Below are 16661 nucleotides of genomic sequence, written 5' to 3'. Positions count from 1 at the left end.
CTTACATCTTTAATAAATTCGAGGCTATGACCATCTTTTGAACTTCTGAAGTACCTTCATATATTTCTGTTATCTTTGCGTCTCTCATTAATCTCTCAACTGGATAATCTTTTGTATAACCATACCCACCAAAAATTTGTACTGCCTTTGTAGTAACTTCCATGGCTGTCTCAGAAGCAAAAAGCTTTGCCATAGCAGCTTCCATCGTATAACTTAAATTGTTTTGCTTTCTCCATGCAGCGTAGTAAACAAGATGTCTAGCTGCACTTACTTTTGTAGCCATTTCAGCAATATACCACTGTAAGCCCTGAAATTTCCCTATAGGCCTTCCAAATTGTTGCCTCTCTTTCACATATTTTGTGACCTCGTCTAACGCTGCCTGAGCTATTCCTAAGGCTTGAGCGCCAATACCTATTCTTCCGCCGTCCAAAGTCACCATTGCTATCTTAAACCCTTCTCCTTCTTTGCCAAGTAGGTTTTCTTTAGGCACTACACAGTCTTCAAATACCAATTCTGCTGCCCTCGAGCCTCTTATGCCCATTTTTTCTTCTACTTTTCCTATATAAAAACCGGGAAAATCTTTTTCTACAATAAAAGCACTTATTCCTTTAGTACCTTTAGATTTATCGGTCATAGCAAAAACTATATATACATCTGCCTTTCCGCCGTTGGTTATAAAAATCTTAGAGCCGTTTAAAATGTAATGATCTCCTTCTAATACTGCTGTCGTTTGCTGAGCTGCTGCATCAGTTCCAGCATTAGGCTCTGTAAGCGCAAAAGCCCCTAACTTTTCTCCTTTTGCCAATGGTATTAAGTATTTCTCTTTTTGCTCTTTTGTTCCCCACTGGAAAATAGGAAAACATGCCAATGATGTATGAGCAGACAATATTACGCCTGTAGCTGCACAAGCGCGGGATATCTCTTCCACTGCAATAATATAACTTATATAATCTCCTCCTGCTCCTCCATATTCCTTTGGATATGGAATTCCCATCATATCAGCTTTCGCCATTTTTTTGACATTATCCCAAGGAAATTCACCCGTTAAATCAATTTCCTTTGCTTTAGGTGCAATCTCTTTTTCAGCAAATTCTCTTAATATTTTCCTTACCATTTGTTGTTCTTTCGTCAATGAAAAATCCATTAAAACTCCTCCTTTTTTGATATTTTTTTAACACTTAAGATTACAGATAAAGGGTTATCACCCTTTATCACCACGTATCACTTATCCACAAATTTAGGAGCTCTTTTTTCTAAAAAAGCTGCCATACCTTCTTTTTGGTCCTCTGTAGCAAAACAAACAGCAAAAGCCTTTGCTTCATAGCTCATACCTGTTTCAATATCTGCATTAATCCCTATATTTATAGCTTCTTTTGCAAGCCTTACAGCAATCATCCCCTTTGACATTATCTTTTTCGCAATGTTATAAGCTTCTTCCAATAGTTTTTCTTGCTCTACTACTTTTGAAACAAGTCCTATTATTAAAGCTTCTTCAGCATCTATCATGTCCCCTGTGTAAATAAGCTCCTTCGCTTTTGACATGCCTACAATTCGAGGTAGTCTTTGTGTGCCTCCAAATCCCGGTATAATACCAAGTCCCACCTCTGGCTGCCCAAATTTTGCATTGTGGCTTGCAATCCTTATGTCACAAGCCATTGCCAGTTCACAACCTCCTCCAAGAGCGTAACCATTAACAGCAGCAATAACAGGCTTTTTCATAAGTTCAATCTTTCTAAACACTTTTTGGCCAAACTCAGCAAATTCTTTTGCTTTAAGTGGATTCATATCCTTCATTTCAGAAATGTCCGCTCCCGCTACAAAAGCTTTTTCTCCTGCTCCTGTTATTATTACTACTTTCACCTCCTCATTTTCCTTAACTTCTTCTAAAGCCTGGTCTATTTCTTTAAGAGTTTCTAAATTCAACGCATTCAAAGATTTAGGTCTGTCAATAGCAATGAGGGAAACGCCTTCATTTAGTTCTAGCTTAATATTTTTAAATTCCATAAAAAACCCTCCTTCTTGTTTTATCATTAAAATTTAAAAGCAAAATTCATGCCAAAATTAAAATAGATGGATAGAAAATTTACACTACCCATCTATTTTAGCAGTTTCTCCTTTTAACTTTTTAAAGAGCTCTTCTTCATTTAATCTATATGATACAGTAAATAAACTATCACTTAAATGAACATTTTCTAAAATTACATCATCAGGTACCTTTAAATCTATTGGCGAGAAATTCCAAATCGCCTTAATTCCCGCTCTCACCAGTCTGTCAGCAGTATATTGAGCATTATCTTTGGGAATACATAAAATACCTATGTCGATTTTATTACGGGCTATAAAATCTTCTACTGTTTCTACGTCCATCACTTCAACATCTCTAATTTTAAGCCCAAATAAACGAGGATTAATATCAAAAATCCCCTTTAAATTAAAGCCAGATTTTTCAAAGCTAGTATAATTGGCAATCGCTTGACCAAGATTTCCTGCTCCTATGATGATAGTATTATAAGTTTTATCAAGGCCTAAAATCTTAGTCAAATTATTATAAAGCTCTTCTACATTATAGCCATATCCCTGCTGTCCAAAACCGCCAAAATTATTTAAATCTTGTCTAATTTGAGAAGCAGTAACTCCCATCTTTTCGCTTAATTCTCTAGAAGAAATACGCTTTACATCGTTTTTAAGAAGTTCTTCAAGATATCTATGATATCTTGGGAGCCTTCTTATTACAGCCATTGATACTATAGTCTTTTTGCTCACTGTCCTCACCTCATTCTACTATGTAATTGAATTATATAATATTGTAAATTTTTTGTCAACGTAACAAAAACATAGTAGAATATGAGGAATTCTAAAAAATTTCTGTAATAGCACTAAAATTTTTTAATTTTAGTGGCTTTTAGGCTCCCATTTATTATATTCTGTATTCATAATGACAATGTCTACTCTTCTATTAAGTCTTCTATGTTCTTCTGAGTCATTTGGAACAACAGGCCTGTATTCCCCATATCCTACTGCTGAAATTCTCTGGGGTTCTATTCCTACTTCATTTACCAATATTTTTACCACATTAGTTGCTCTTATAACAGACAGTTCCCAGTTTGAATCAAACTTACTATTGTGTATAGGGAGATCATCTGTAAATCCTTCCACTCTAATATGGTTTGGAAGAGTTTTTAACATATTACCTATTTTTATTAAAACATCTTTCTCTTCCGGATGTACATCAGCAGAACCTAAATCAAAAAGAAGAGAATCCTGCATACTTATTACAAGTCCTCTTTCATCTATATAACTTGTTACCATACCTTGAAGATTGTTTTCTTTTATAAAACCGTTCAATTGCTTTTCAATTTCTCCCAAACTATTTTTGTCTCCACTATTACCTTGAACAAAACTGCTCCCACTATACTGGCCTATCACGTAATCAGTTCCAGTAAAAGTTTTGCTTAAAGAACTGGCAATTTGAGCAAATTTGGTAGCATTAATAGTACTTATAGTATACATCACTATAAAAAATATTAAAAGTAAAGTAATCATATCAGAATAAGTAAGCAGCCATCTTTCGTGATTTGGCTTTGATTCATCTTCCAACCTCTTCATTTAATTCAACACTACCTTTCTGAGGTATATTTTTGCGCTGCGCTTGTGTAATAAATGTCATTAACTTTCTCTCTAAAATCTTTGGATTTTCACCAGCTTGCAGTGAAAGACTTCCTTCTAATATCAATTCTCTTTCCGTCCTTTTAATATGAGCTCTATTTTTTAATTTTTGAGCAATAGGAAGCCACAACAAGTTTGCAGAGCTGACACCATACAGTGTAGCTATAAATGCTACCGCTATAGAAGGACCTAATTTGTCTGGTTCACTTAAATTACTTAACACGTGAACGAGTCCCATAACTGTTCCTATGATACCCATTGTGGGTGCATAACCACCCGCAGATTCAAAAATACCTGCTTCCTTTTTTGCTTCCATATCCTCTATATATATTTTATTCTCCATTGTCGTTCTAATAAGTTCCATGTCAGAACCATCAACAACTAATTCTAAACTTTCCTTTAAAATAGGGTCAAATTTTTTTATTTCTTCAGACTCAATCTCTGATTCGAGGCTTAAAAGTCCTTCGCTTCTTGCTTTTTGGGCCAAATAAGTAAAATACTTTATTATCTCAAGGTAATTATCCTTTTCATTTTTAAAAGCTCTCACTAAAAGTCCCGGCACTTTTTTAATTTCATCCATAGAATAAGAAGTTATAGTAGCCCCTATAGTACCCCCAAAAACTATTATAGCAGCAGAAACCCCTATTAAAGAAGCAACAGTACCGCCTTCTAATGTAAATCCATAAATCAAAGAACCTACTCCAAGCACTATACCCACTATTGTAGCTATATCCAAGTCCATCACCTTCCATTTAAAAATACACTCATTAATTTTTATCGACACATATTAAAAAAAAGTTATAGTTTACTACACTTTTACAAAATAAATTTTTTTTGATATATTTAATATGAACAGGAGGTTATATTTATGGCAATCATAACAGTAAGCAACGTGACAAAAAGTTACGGTATCGATATAATTCTACAAAATATTTCTTTTATAGTCAATGAAGGAGACAAAATAGGAGTAATAGGCGAAAATGGTGCTGGAAAATCCACTCTTTTTAACCTTTTAGCCGGTTTTACTGAAGTTGACAGTGGAACAATTTCAATTTCTGCAAATAAAATTGGATATCTACAACAAAATACTGTAATTGAATCTGAAAAAAGTATATATGAAGAAGTAAAAACAGTTTTTGATGAAATATTCCAATTAGAAAAGCAAATTAAATCTCTAGAGGAAAAAATCTCACAAACAAAAGATTCACATCTACTTGATAAACTTTTTTTGGAATATTCCTTTTTAACAGACAAGTACAATGAATTAGATGGTTATTCTGTAGAAAGTAAAATAAGAGGGGTTTTAAATGGATTAGGATTTGACGTGTCCCAATTTGATACACCTGTATCAACTTTAAGCGGCGGTCAAAAAACCCGTCTTATGCTGGCAAAAACTTTACTTTTAAGTCCAGATGTCCTATTATTAGACGAACCTACCAATCACTTAGACATAAACTCAATAGAATGGCTAGAACAATATTTAAAATTTTATAATGGTACAATTTTAATTATATCCCATGATAGGTATTTCTTGGATAAAATTGTCACTCGAATATTTGAAATTGAAAATACTCATTTAAGTGTTTACGAAGGCAATTACACAGAATATTTAAAAAGAAAAAAATTGGAAATGGAAGCAAAGTTAAAAGCTTATGAAGAACAGCAAAAAGAAATAAAAAGAATTAAATCAATTATACAGATTCAAAAAAACCGTAGAACAGAAAAGTCAGTAAAAATGGCAAAAAGCAAGCAAAAACTATTGGAAAAAATGGAAATAATAGAAAAGCCAGTGATAAATAATAAATCTATCAACTTGCGTTTTGATTTCGATTTAGAAAGCGGAAATGATGTATTGACAGTCAAAAATTTATCTTTACGCTTTGACAGACAAATTTTCTCCAATGTATCTTTTGAAATAAAAAGAGGGGAAAAAATTGCCCTTTTAGGGCCAAACGGAATAGGAAAAAGCTCTCTTTTAAAAATATTAGTGGGGGAAATTGACAATTTTGAAGGGGAAATTAAATTTGGCACAAACGTAATAACAGGTTATTACGAACAAGAATTTAAAAGTTTAAATGCTGAAAAAACAGTCATTGATGAAATATGGGATGAAAATCCATATCTTACTCAAACAGAAGTGAGGACATTATTAGCTTCTTTTCTTTTTAGAGAAGAAGATGTCTTTAAAACTATCTCTACACTAAGTGGTGGTGAAAAGGCAAGGCTTTCATTGCTAAAGCTCATCCTTTCAAAAGCGAATTTTCTACTTATGGATGAACCAACTAACCATTTAGATTTAAAAGCAAAAGAAGTATTAGAAGAAGCTTTGTTAGATTATACTGGAACTTTATTATTTGTCTCCCATGACAGATATTTTATAGACAAAATTGCTACAAAAGTGATGATTTTGACACCTCAAGGTGTAGAAGTATACTTAGGTAATTACAGCTATTATATAGAAAAGAAAAACCAGCTTAACGAAGAAGAAGAAACAATCAAAAAAACAAAAACACAGATAAAAAACGAAAGGTATAAAGAAAGATTAGCTAAACTTAAGTTAAAGCAGCAAAAAGAGTATCTGAAAAACCTTGAAAATTCAATTTATCAAGCTGAAGAAAGAATAAAATATTTGGAAGAAAAAATGTGTGATACTAAAATTTATAAAACAGGAGAAATTGTAGAAATACAAAAAGAATACAACGCCCTTAAAAGCAAATTAGAACAAATGTATGAAGAATGGGAAAATTTAAGCGGGTAAAAACCCGCTTTAGTATCCTTTATCTAAATTTACAATATTTCTCAAAGGTCTTCCTTCTTTATAAGCTATCAAATTTTCTCTTAAAATTTCCATCGCTCTTTTCATGTATAAAGGCGTGACCCCTGCCATGTGAGGAGTGATTATCACATTTTCCATATCCCACAAAGGGCTGTCCTCACTTAAAGGCTCTTCTTCAAACACATCCAACGCAGCTCCCTTTATAGCTTTATTCTTGAGGGCATTTATAAGAGCTGATTCATCTACTACTTTGCCTCTTCCCACATTTATAAAATAGCTATCATTTTTCATTTTATTAAACACATTTTCTCCTATCAAATGATAAGTATCTTTAGTCAAAGGAAGTATAGATATTACATAATCGGCAAGTGGCAATATATCACAATCTTCAATAGAGGTATACATTTTTTCCACATACAAAGAAGGTTTGCCCGAATTTCTTATACCATAGACCTTCATGCCAAATTCTTTTAAAAGTCTTGCAATTTCCTCTCCTATGCTTCCTACTCCTATTATCAAAGCAGTCTTACCTGTAAGCTCTGAAACCCTAACAGATCTATCCCATACTTTTTTCATTTGATTTCTTACAAAAACGTTAAGGGCTCTCTCAAACATAAGCATATAGCCTATGACTTGTTGTGAAATTTGATATTTGTGGACATCTCTAGAATTAGTAACTATTACCTTCATTTCTTTCAGTTTTTCAAAAGGAAGAGTATCTGCACCTGCACTCAAAAGATGAATCCATTTTAAGTTTGAAGCCTTGTCCACAATATTGGAATAAAATTCAAAGTCAAAGCTTATGATAATCTCTGTATCTTTTACATACTTTTCAGCCTCTTCCTCATTTTGAACGTAAAGAACGTCATATCCCTCCATTTGCTCTTTAATTTTTTTTATGTAATTGTCATTTAATTTTGTGAAAAGCAAAATATTTCTCATAATACCCCCCTAAGCTTTAAAATTTTGATTTATTTTTAATATATTTTCATTCTATTTTATTACAGTAAATACAATGAAATATATTTAAGCACAATATCCACAAAGTTATCCACAGACCTTAAAAGGCAGTACATCATAAACTTCGACAGATTTCCACATTTTCAACAGTCAAATTTTTTCCCCAATCTTTAAGTAAGGAATGGCATTTAAATCCAAGCCAGATGTTTTCCCTTTTATAAAGTCATAATAAGCGGCAGCAGCTATCATTGCCCCATTGTCTGTACAATAAATTTTATCAGGATAATGGACTCTTATTCCAATTTTCTTCGCTTCTTCTCCTAATTTTTCCCTCAAAAAACTATTAGAAGCTACCCCTCCTGCTATAGAAATTTTGCCAATATTTTTCCTCTTTGCTGCATCAATTAATTTTTTTACCAAAACCTCCACCACATTTCTTTGAAAACTAGCCGCCACATCATAAATATTCACCTCTTCTCCTTTTTGCTTTTGCCTGTTTAAATAGTTTAAAACTGCTGTTTTAAGCCCACTAAAACTAAAATCAAAATTTCCTTCCTCCATAAAAGATTTGGGAAACTCAATAGCTTCCATATTCCCCAGCTTTGCAGCCCTTTCAATAGTAGGTCCTCCAGGATATCCCAAGCCCAAAGCTCTTGCTACTTTGTCAAAGGCTTCTCCTGCTGCATCGTCCATTGTCTGTCCCATTACTTCGTACTCTCCATAATTTTTTACAAAAACAATGTGGCTATGTCCACCGGAAGCCACAAGACAAATAAAAGGAGGAGCAAAATCACCCCCTAAGTAATTTGCAGCTATGTGGGCTTCTATATGATTTACTCCTACAAAAGGCTTATTTTTTGCATACGCTAAAGCTTTACCATATGACAAACCGACTAAAAGAGCACCAACTAATCCTGGTCCATATGTAGCCGCAATTACATCTACTTCATCAAGGCATAGCTGGGCTTTTTCTAATGCTTCTGCCACTACGAAAGATATTACTTCAATATGCTTTCTTGAAGCTATTTCTGGCACTACCCCACCATATTTTTTGTGAATCTCTATTTGAGAATATATTACGTTCGACAATACTTCTTTACCGTTTTTTACAACTCCTGCAGCTGTTTCATCGCAGGAAGATTCTATCCCTAAAATAATTATATCTTTCTCCATTATTTCACCACCATCACAAGTCGTATTTCCACATTATAATTGCATCCTCATTATTATCTTGATAATAGCCTTTTCTTCTACCTAATGGTCTAAAGCCATATTTTGCATACAAATGTTGCGCTGTTATATTTGATTCTCTCACCTCTAAAGTCATGGCAGTTATTCCATTTTTCTTAGCAAGGTCAATTAAACCTTCCATAATTTTACTTCCAATTCCTTTAGATCTGTATTCCGGATGAACTGCTATATTGGTTATATGACCTTCATCTACAACCACCCAAAATCCTCCATAACCCACAATTTTGTTGTCAACTTCCGCCACTATATACTTAGCACAGCTGTTCTTTGTAACTTCACTTATAAAAGCTTCTTTAGACCAAGGAGTGCTAAAACTTAGCTTTTCAATTTCCAAGACCTCCTCCACATCTTCTTTCCTCATAGGCCTTATAATAACATCCATTAATTAACTCCCCTCGCCACTTAAACGAATTTCAGCAGCCGATTTCCTGATATACATCGGCTTGAAATCAAAGTAACTAATCACTTCTCCTTTTTTTATCTTTTGAATAGCAAGCTCTCCTATGGAGGCAGCTCTTGCCATGTTATCTTTGTCCTTTGCAAATAAAGCTTTATCCCTTATCATCTCTTGTAATTTATCTTTATAGGAATAAACACCCTCTCCTACGAACAACACTTTGTCAGAATAATTGCTTACCAACTCCGTAATTTCCTCTAAAGAATACACCCCAGCATCTATTAAAACTTCAAAATTACCACCTCTTATCAACATTCCATAAACATTTTCATTTAAAGCATCTATGACAGGGCATATTAATCCTTCAAATTCACTGACATTATATGCAAGAGCTAAAAGAGAAGATACTCCTACAATAGGTATGTTAAGAGCATAAGCCAAACCTTTTGCAGTGGCAGCACCAATTCTAAGCCCTGTAAAAGAGCCCGGTCCCTCTGAAACAGCCACATGAGTTATTTGATTTATCGGTACTTCACACTTTTTAAGTAGTTCATCTATCATAGGCATTAAAATTACTGAATGCCTTAGATAATTTATAGAGTATTCTCCTATTATCCCCTTTTCATCTACTAATGCAACAGTAGCAGTTTTAGAAGAAGAATCTATTGCCAAAATTTTCATTGCCCCATCTCCTTTAAAAGCTCCTCATATCGTCTCCCAAAATCTTTAAATAAAATAACTCTTTCATCTTCTTTTTCTCCTTTTTGAATTATCACTTCTAACCTTTCTTTCGGAAGTAAAGGTCCTAACCTTTCAGGCCATTCAATTGCACAAACTCCTTCGTCATAAAAATATTCCTCATAACCTATGTCATAAAGGGCTGTGTAATCATCTAACCTATATAAATCAAAATGATAGAGAGAAATCCTGCCTCTATGTTCATTGACTAAAGTAAAAGTCGGGCTGGTAATTGGTTCATTTATTTCTAACCCCTTTGCAATTCCCTTTGTAAAAACAGTTTTGCCACTTCCCAGCTCGCCATATAAAAGAATTATATCTCCACTCCTTAACAGCCTTCCTAATTTTTCTCCTAAAGCAATGGTCTCATCTTTATTTTTGCAAATATAAGTCTTCTTCACCAATTCTCACCCCACTCATTATAACTTTATTATATACTATCTTTTAACAAATTAAAAATAAAAATAATCCCCAGCATGCGCTGAGGATTCTCAATAAAATCAATGTTTCAAAACTGGTGAAAGCTTTTTATATATCAATAAAGTGATTAACGAAAGCATAATTCCTTTTAGCACATTAAAAGGAAAAATACCATAAGCTATAAGGGTTCTAACATCCACTATGTTTTTATTTGCAGCCTTACTCATACCAATGATAGCATCCATAGGCCATCCCATAACTTTTTGGTACAAAGGCAGAAAAACATAATAATTCAAAAGTGAAGCAGTAAAAGCCATCACTACTGTAGCAATTGCCATAGATATAAGGGCATTTTTTCGCGTCTTATTGAATTGATATATTATGCCTGCTGTGTATACAAATATAGAACCCACAGAAAAATTTGCAATTTCTCCAATGCCACCCGATTGAGTTATAGTAGCATGGATTATGTTTTTAATAAGCTCGACCATTACACCATATAAAGGTCCCATAGCAAAAGAAGCAACTAATGCAGGTACGTCACTAAAATCCAGCTTTAAAAAGCCAGGGAATAGAGGTACCTGAAATTCCAAGTACATCAATATAAAAGCTGTAGCAGAAAGAAATCCCACTTTTACTATGGCTTGTGTTTTGGTTTTTTCCACAATTCATCCCTCCAATTTTATTTACTAAAAAAATCCTGAAGATAAATCTTCAGGATTTTTTGTGATTTATTTCGCAAAAATAGGCACAAAAAGAAAATCTTCTCCCCTCCAGACTTTCACTGTCGGCTTTGGAATTTCACCAAATCGACCGCATGCGCGGCTCGCGGGCTATACCGCCGGTCGGGAATTTCACCCTGCCCCGAAGATTTACCTTCATCTTATTCAATTTTAATTTTATTCTCTCACTTTTATCTCTCTTTGTCAATAGTTTTTGTGAAAAATTTTTAATTTATTTTCATAAGCTTATAACTGTGCCTGCTTTTCCCTCTAAAGCTTCTAATGCTTTGCCTAAAGAAGTAATTATAGCTCGCCTTCCTACTTTTGACTTTGCAAACCTCACTGCTGCTTTAACTTTTGGAAACATACTGCCTGGTGCAAAATGGCCTTCTTCCATGTATTTTATTGCCTCTTCCACTGTCATTTTGTCAAGAAACTTTTGATTTGGCTTGTTGTAATTTATTGCTACCTTTTCAACAGCTGTAAGAATTAACAGCACATCTGCATCAATATCTTCTGCCAATTTTTCAGAAGCCAAATCCTTGTCTATTACGGCAGCTACTCCTTTTAAATTGCCATTTTCCTTAATAACAGGGATTCCTCCTCCCCCAACTGTTATTACTATTACCCCATTTTTTTCAAGTAACTTTATTGTATTAAGTTCTACAATTTCTTTTGGGTCAGGGGAGGGAACAACTCTTCTATATCCTCTTCCACTGTCTTCTACCATTTCATAACCTTTTTCTTTTATTAAAACTTCAGCTTCCTCTTTTGTGTAAAAAGGTCCTATCGGCTTTGTAGGTTTTTCAAAAGCAGGGTCATTTTTATCCACTACAACCTGTGTTATAATAGTTGCTACTTCTTTTCTGATATTTCTCTCCTTCAAAACTTCCCCTAATGCCTGTTGAATCATATATCCTATCATACCCTGGCTCTCTGCCCCACACACATCAAAAGGCATTGCAGGGACAACTTTTGATGCGACTTCATTTTGTATGACTATATTCCCCACCTGAGGACCATTGCCATGAGTAATTACAACAGAATACCCTTTTTCAATTATATCCACTAAATACCCCGCTGTCCTCTTCACTACTTCCATTTGAGCCTCTGCAGTAGGAGGCGTATTCACATCCTGCAGAGCGTTCCCTCCTAAGGCAATAACAACTTTTTCCCTCATAATGTCCTCCCCTGTAACCAATTTTAAAGCAGAGTAGCAATCATCACAGCTTTAATTGTATGTTTTCTATTTTCTGCTTGGTCCCACACTCTAGATTGTTTTCCTTCTATAACATCAAAAGTAACTTCTTGTCCTTTTACTGCGGGCAAGCAATGCAAAAATATAGTATCTTCTCTTCCTGTCTTTTTCATCATTTCCTCATTCACTTGGAAAGGTCTCAAAAGAGCTTCCCTCTCTGTAGCCTTTGCTTCTTCTCCCATTGACGCCCACACATCGGTGTAAATAGCATCTGCACCTTCAAGGCCCTCTCCTGGCACACTAGTAAGTTCAAAAGTTCCTCCATTTTCAGCTGCCATTTGCCTGATTTCATCTATGAACTCTTGTGAAGGCCACAATTCTTTTGGAGAATTAATCACATAATGCATCCCCATCTTAGCGCAGCCTACCGCTAAAGTATTAGCCATGTTATTCCTTCCGTCCCCTACAAATACAAGCTTTCTTCCTTTTAAACTCCCAAATTCTTCTTCTATTGTCATAAGGTCAGCCAAAACTTGAGTTGGATGATATTCGTCAGTTAAGCCATTGTACACAGGAACACCTGCATATTTTGCCAAAATTTCCACGGTCTCCTGTTTAAACCCTCTAAATTCTATTGCATCAAACATTCTTCCTAAAACTCTTGCAGTATCCTCTATTGATTCTTTAGCTCCCAACTGAATGTCATCTGTTGATAAAAATACTGGATGTCCTCCTTCTTCACCAAAGGCAGTTTCAAAAGCGCATCTCGTTCTTGTGGACCTCTTTTCAAAAATGAGAGCAATAGTCTTACCTAAAAATCTTTGATGTACAACCCCTGCTTTTCTTTCTGCTTTTACTTGTTTAGCAATGTCTAAAATATATGTTATTTCTTGAGGGGTGTAATCTTTTAAAGTTAATAAACTCCTGCCCTTTAAATTAAATGCCATAGTCATCCTCCTTTTAGTAATTTTACTTTATTAATTTTATATTATCTTACCCTATTAGTCAAAAGGTTTATATATCTTCTCTCTTTAAAGGCATCGACATACACCTTGGGCCACCGCGTCCCCTCACTAATTCAGAGCCTTCAATTTCAATAACTTTTATTCCATGATTTACTAAGGTGGTGTTGGTTATCTCATTTCTGTTATATGCCATTACAACTCCTGGAGCAATGGCCAAGGTATTTGTGCTGTCATTCCACTGTTCCCTTGCTCCTGTTATCTCGTCACCTCCTCCACTTTCAATTAAATTGACTTTATCAAGGCCCAATGAAGTCTCTAAAACTTTTGTAAAGTCTTCTTCTACCTTCACTCTAATTGTTCCCTTTTCTCCTCTTGTAATCCTATAAACCTTCAATTTTTCTTTTATACCAGGATATATTAAAAATTTGTCCACATCCACCATAGTAAAAACTGTATCAAGATGCATAAAAGTTCGTTTTTTTGGAATTTCTAAAGCGATTATCTCTTGTAACTCTTCTCCTCTCTCTAAAAGAGTAAGAGAAATTTCTTCAATTGCCTGTGGGGAGGTTCTTTCACTTATTCCAATAGCTATTACTTTTTTGCTGAGAACTAACACGTCTCCCCCCTCAATAGGATACTCTGAACGATAATCATACCACAATAGATTCTCCTGTACTTTTAAAGTCTTAGAATGCTTAAAAACATACTTAAGCAACATGGCTTCTCTCTTTCGAGCAGTTGTCTTCATACTGCTTATCATCACACCATTGCCAATGACCGCAGCAGGGTCTCTCATAAAATAGCAGTTTGGCAAAGGATTTATAAAAAATGGGGAATCCTTATAGACATAATCCACCAAAGATTGAGGCTCCACCTCATGCACTTCTTTTTTCAAAAGTCCTGCAATAGCGTAGTCCACTATTTCCTTGGGGGTTCTTTCCTTTAAAAAATTTGTAATTGTTTTCTTAACTTCTAAAGAAGTATTCATATATGAAACCAAATCATATATAAAAAACTCTTTTATTCCAGTATCCTGTAAAACCTCTTCCAATAAATCTTCTAAATAATAAACTATCACTCCGTTTTCTTTTAAAGCTTGCGCAAATTTGTCGTGTTCTTCCTGAATCCTTTTAAGCCAGGGAATATCATCAAAAAGAAGCTCACTTAAAAACTCAGGCATCAACCTTTCTAATTCTTTACCAGGCCTATGAAGGAGGACAGACTTTAATTTTCCAATCTCAGAATAGACTCGCAAGCAATTTGTGTTTTTCTCCAACTCTGTAACCCCCTCTGTCCCTTTTACTATACTACCTATCCATCAACTTTATACACCTATAGTATAAACCAATAAAATAACTTTTGCAATTTAACTCAGTAAATTAATGTAAACGTTTTGTATAAAAATAATTTAAAAAAATCTTTTGTTTGTAAAGTTTTAAATAATTATTCAAATATCCCAAGATAAAGCCTTAAAAATTCCCCAAATAAAACATGGCATGAATAAAAATAAATCATAGAATTTCAGACTGCATAAAAAATTTTTTAAAGTTATAAAAAATTATGAGGCTATTTATTCAGACTCCTCTAAATAAATAGCCCCATGACAATTTATGCTTTATGTACTAATTTCCCATTAATAAACACATATTTTGTCCTTGTCTTCACTTCCAATGGATCTCCATCAAAGACTACAATATCAGCGTCTTTCCCTTTTTCAATGCTTCCCACCCTGTCGTCAACTCCTAAAATTTTCGCAGGGTTTATGGTGATGGCTTTTAAAGCCTCCATTTCATCCATACCATCCTTTACAGCTAAAGCAGCACATAGAGGCAAGTAATTGAGAGGTATTACAGGGTGGTCTGTCATTATCGCAACTGTAAGTCCTGCTTTTGAAAGAATACCTGCTGTCTTAAAGCTTAGATTTACAAGCTCAATCTTTGACCTTTCAGACAATGAAGGTCCCACAATAACTTTAGCATTTTCTTTCACCAATTCATCAACAATTAAATGGCCATCAGTACAATGGTCAATGGTTATATCTACATTAAATTCTTTTGCAATTCTTAAAGCTGTAAAAATATCATCTGCTCTATGAGCATGAGCTTTCAGTGGAATTTCTCTCTTTAATACTTTTACCAATGCTTCAAGACCTAAGTCCCTTTCAGGCTTTTTGTCTTCCTCTGCATGCTCCATCTTTTCCATGTACTCCTGAGCTTTTATAAGCTCTTGCCTTAAAAGAGCCGCAACCGCCATTCTAGTTGAAGGCATTTTATGCTGCTCATGGTAAACGGATTTAGGATTTTCACCAAAAGCGACTTTTATCGCTGCTGGTTCTTTTACTATCATATCATCTATTCTTTTACCATAAGTTTTTATAACTGCAAACTGCCCTCCTATAACATTAGCACTGCCAGGACCTGTCGCAACAGTCGTAACCCCTGCTTGATAAGCCTCCTCAAAATACTTATCCATTGGATTTATTCCATCAATCGCTCTAAGTTGCGGAGTTATAGGGTCTGTCGCTTCGTTTCCATCTGCTCCTTCAAATCCCATAGCGTTTTCCCACATTCCAAGATGGCAATGAGCATCAATTAAGCCCGGCATAACAGTTAAGCCTTGAACATCAATCACTTCTGCATCCAAAGGAGCAATCAAATCCTCTCCAACATCTACAATTTTCCCGTCGTCGATGAGCACGTCTCCTTTTTCATAAATTTTGCCGGCCATTGTCAGGATTTTTCCACCTTTTAATAAGTACATATAATTCCCCCCTGAATTCATTATATATTAACATTATAGCACAAAGAAACAATTTTATGAAATCATTATCTTTACAAAACATATTCACTAAACTTTTCTGTTCAACCACGTCAAATCTTACTTTTTTAAAGTTTTTTTAATTTTTCCATTATGACATCTTTTTTATAAACTCCTATTAAAAACAATAATACTGCGATAATTGCAACGATTCCTGCCATAAAGTAATTTTTATTTCCCAAATTTGCCCCTATATAGGCTGAAAAAAATATGCCTGGAAGTCTCGCAAAAAGAGTAATGATGAAAAAATTGTAAAACTTAACCGGTGTAATTCCTGCAATGTAGGAAAGGGCATCTTTAGGCATTCCAGGTATAAAAAACAACAAAAAAAGAATAGTTTCTCCTTTAGGATTGTTTATAATATAATCAAATTTTTTCAAATTTTCCTCTGAAACAATACTTCTCACAAAATTATAACCTAAAACTCTCGCTATCAAAAAGCAAATAAGAGAACCTATAGTAATACCCATGACAGAATATAAAGTGCCTAAAAAAGTCCCAAAAAGGTATCCCCCTGCAATTTGCACTACTTCTCCCGGTATGGCAAATATAACTACTTGAAGTATTTGAACTCCTATAAATACAATAACACTAAACTTACCAAAGCTGTGTATCCACTGCCTAAATTTATAAGGGTTGTCAATTAACAAAACAAAATTCCTTCCAAAAGTTGCCATAATAACCACTAGGGTAATGGCAAAAATGACTACTAAAAATAAATTTATTACATAAGTTTTGTGCATTTTCATCC

17 protein-coding genes and 1 riboswitch are annotated in these 16661 nt (G+C 34.4%); of the genes, 1 reads left to right on the top strand and 16 read right to left on the bottom strand.

All coding sequences use genetic code 11. The features are described 5' to 3' along the window. Position 1: 1 nt before the first annotated feature. From EB239_RS05310 to EB239_RS05290, 5 genes are all read right to left on the bottom strand, one after another. On the bottom strand, positions 2 to 1144 hold the full coding sequence (locus EB239_RS05310) for an acyl-CoA dehydrogenase (RefSeq protein WP_003869326.1): 1143 nt from the start codon (positions 1142 to 1144) through the stop codon (positions 2 to 4). 77 nt (positions 1145 to 1221) lie between these two features. Then, positions 1222 to 2004, bottom strand: a complete 783-nt coding sequence (locus tag EB239_RS05305; RefSeq protein WP_003869325.1) for a short-chain-enoyl-CoA hydratase — start codon at positions 2002 to 2004, stop codon at positions 1222 to 1224. 84 nt (positions 2005 to 2088) lie between these two features. Next, complete coding sequence (locus EB239_RS05300; RefSeq protein WP_003869324.1) at positions 2089 to 2763, bottom strand: redox-sensing transcriptional repressor Rex; 675 nt, start codon at positions 2761 to 2763, stop codon at positions 2089 to 2091. A gap of 129 nt (positions 2764 to 2892) precedes the next feature. Next, entirely contained in the window at positions 2893 to 3606 is a 714-nt protein-coding gene (locus EB239_RS05295; RefSeq protein WP_003869323.1) for an OmpA/MotB family protein, read from the bottom strand. After that, positions 3587 to 4408, bottom strand: a complete 822-nt coding sequence (locus EB239_RS05290; RefSeq protein WP_003869322.1) for a flagellar motor protein — start codon at positions 4406 to 4408, stop codon at positions 3587 to 3589. The genes EB239_RS05295 and EB239_RS05290 overlap by 20 nt, the downstream gene beginning before the upstream one ends. A gap of 126 nt (positions 4409 to 4534) precedes the next feature. Between EB239_RS05290 and abc-f the strand changes: the two genes are divergently transcribed. Continuing rightward, positions 4535 to 6424, top strand: a complete 1890-nt coding sequence (gene abc-f / locus EB239_RS05285) for a ribosomal protection-like ABC-F family protein (protein ID WP_003869321.1) — start codon at positions 4535 to 4537, stop codon at positions 6422 to 6424. Positions 6425 to 6433: 9 nt separating this feature from the next. Here abc-f and EB239_RS05280 read toward each other — a convergent pair whose 3' ends face one another. The 11 genes from EB239_RS05280 to EB239_RS05230 form a co-directional block, all read right to left on the bottom strand. Further along, positions 6434 to 7384, bottom strand: coding sequence for a D-2-hydroxyacid dehydrogenase (locus EB239_RS05280; RefSeq protein WP_003869320.1), 951 nt, complete (start codon positions 7382 to 7384; stop codon positions 6434 to 6436). Between the two features lie 168 nt (positions 7385 to 7552). Beyond that, positions 7553 to 8575, bottom strand: a complete 1023-nt coding sequence (tsaD, locus tag EB239_RS05275) for a tRNA (adenosine(37)-N6)-threonylcarbamoyltransferase complex transferase subunit TsaD (protein WP_003869319.1) — start codon at positions 8573 to 8575, stop codon at positions 7553 to 7555. Positions 8576 to 8588: 13 nt separating this feature from the next. Next, positions 8589 to 9035: a ribosomal protein S18-alanine N-acetyltransferase gene (gene rimI / locus EB239_RS05270; RefSeq protein ID WP_003869318.1), complete on the bottom strand. Its 447-nt coding sequence runs from the start codon at positions 9033 to 9035 to the stop codon at positions 8589 to 8591. A gap of 3 nt (positions 9036 to 9038) precedes the next feature. Continuing rightward, positions 9039 to 9731, bottom strand: coding sequence for a tRNA (adenosine(37)-N6)-threonylcarbamoyltransferase complex dimerization subunit type 1 TsaB (gene tsaB, locus EB239_RS05265; protein ID WP_003869317.1), 693 nt, complete (start codon positions 9729 to 9731; stop codon positions 9039 to 9041). Then, complete coding sequence (gene tsaE / locus EB239_RS05260; RefSeq protein ID WP_003869316.1) at positions 9728 to 10189, bottom strand: tRNA (adenosine(37)-N6)-threonylcarbamoyltransferase complex ATPase subunit type 1 TsaE; 462 nt, start codon at positions 10187 to 10189, stop codon at positions 9728 to 9730. Before tsaE ends, tsaB begins: the two co-directional genes overlap by 4 nt. A 99-nt stretch (positions 10190 to 10288) precedes the next feature. Further along, positions 10289 to 10873, bottom strand: coding sequence for an ECF transporter S component (locus tag EB239_RS05255; protein WP_003869315.1), 585 nt, complete (start codon positions 10871 to 10873; stop codon positions 10289 to 10291). 92 nt (positions 10874 to 10965) lie between these two features. After that, positions 10966 to 11084: riboswitch (FMN riboswitch) on the bottom strand. Between the two features lie 84 nt (positions 11085 to 11168). Beyond that, entirely contained in the window at positions 11169 to 12110 is a 942-nt protein-coding gene (gene arcC, locus EB239_RS05250; RefSeq protein WP_003866850.1) for a carbamate kinase, read from the bottom strand. Between the two features lie 23 nt (positions 12111 to 12133). Next, positions 12134 to 13075 carry an ornithine carbamoyltransferase gene (gene argF / locus EB239_RS05245; RefSeq protein ID WP_003869314.1) on the bottom strand — a complete coding sequence of 314 codons (942 nt, stop codon included), beginning with the start codon at positions 13073 to 13075 and terminating at the stop codon, positions 12134 to 12136. A gap of 67 nt (positions 13076 to 13142) precedes the next feature. Then, the gene (gene arcA, locus EB239_RS05240) at positions 13143 to 14369 is read right to left on the bottom strand and encodes an arginine deiminase (RefSeq protein WP_003869313.1); all 1227 of its coding nucleotides are present in this window, start codon (positions 14367 to 14369) and stop codon (positions 13143 to 13145) included. A gap of 332 nt (positions 14370 to 14701) precedes the next feature. After that, the gene (locus EB239_RS05235; protein WP_003869312.1) at positions 14702 to 15853 is read right to left on the bottom strand and encodes an amidohydrolase; all 1152 of its coding nucleotides are present in this window, start codon (positions 15851 to 15853) and stop codon (positions 14702 to 14704) included. Positions 15854 to 15978: 125 nt separating this feature from the next. Then, the gene (locus EB239_RS05230; RefSeq protein WP_003869311.1) at positions 15979 to 16659 is read right to left on the bottom strand and encodes a TVP38/TMEM64 family protein; all 681 of its coding nucleotides are present in this window, start codon (positions 16657 to 16659) and stop codon (positions 15979 to 15981) included. Positions 16660 to 16661 lie beyond the last annotated feature (2 nt).

This window comes from Thermoanaerobacter ethanolicus JW 200 (assembly GCF_003722315.1).
Taxonomy (GTDB): Bacteria; Bacillota; Thermoanaerobacteria; order Thermoanaerobacterales; family Thermoanaerobacteraceae; genus Thermoanaerobacter; species Thermoanaerobacter ethanolicus.
The sequence above is the reverse complement of the archived record's forward strand: the minus strand, read 5'-3'. Positions and strand labels throughout refer to the sequence as shown.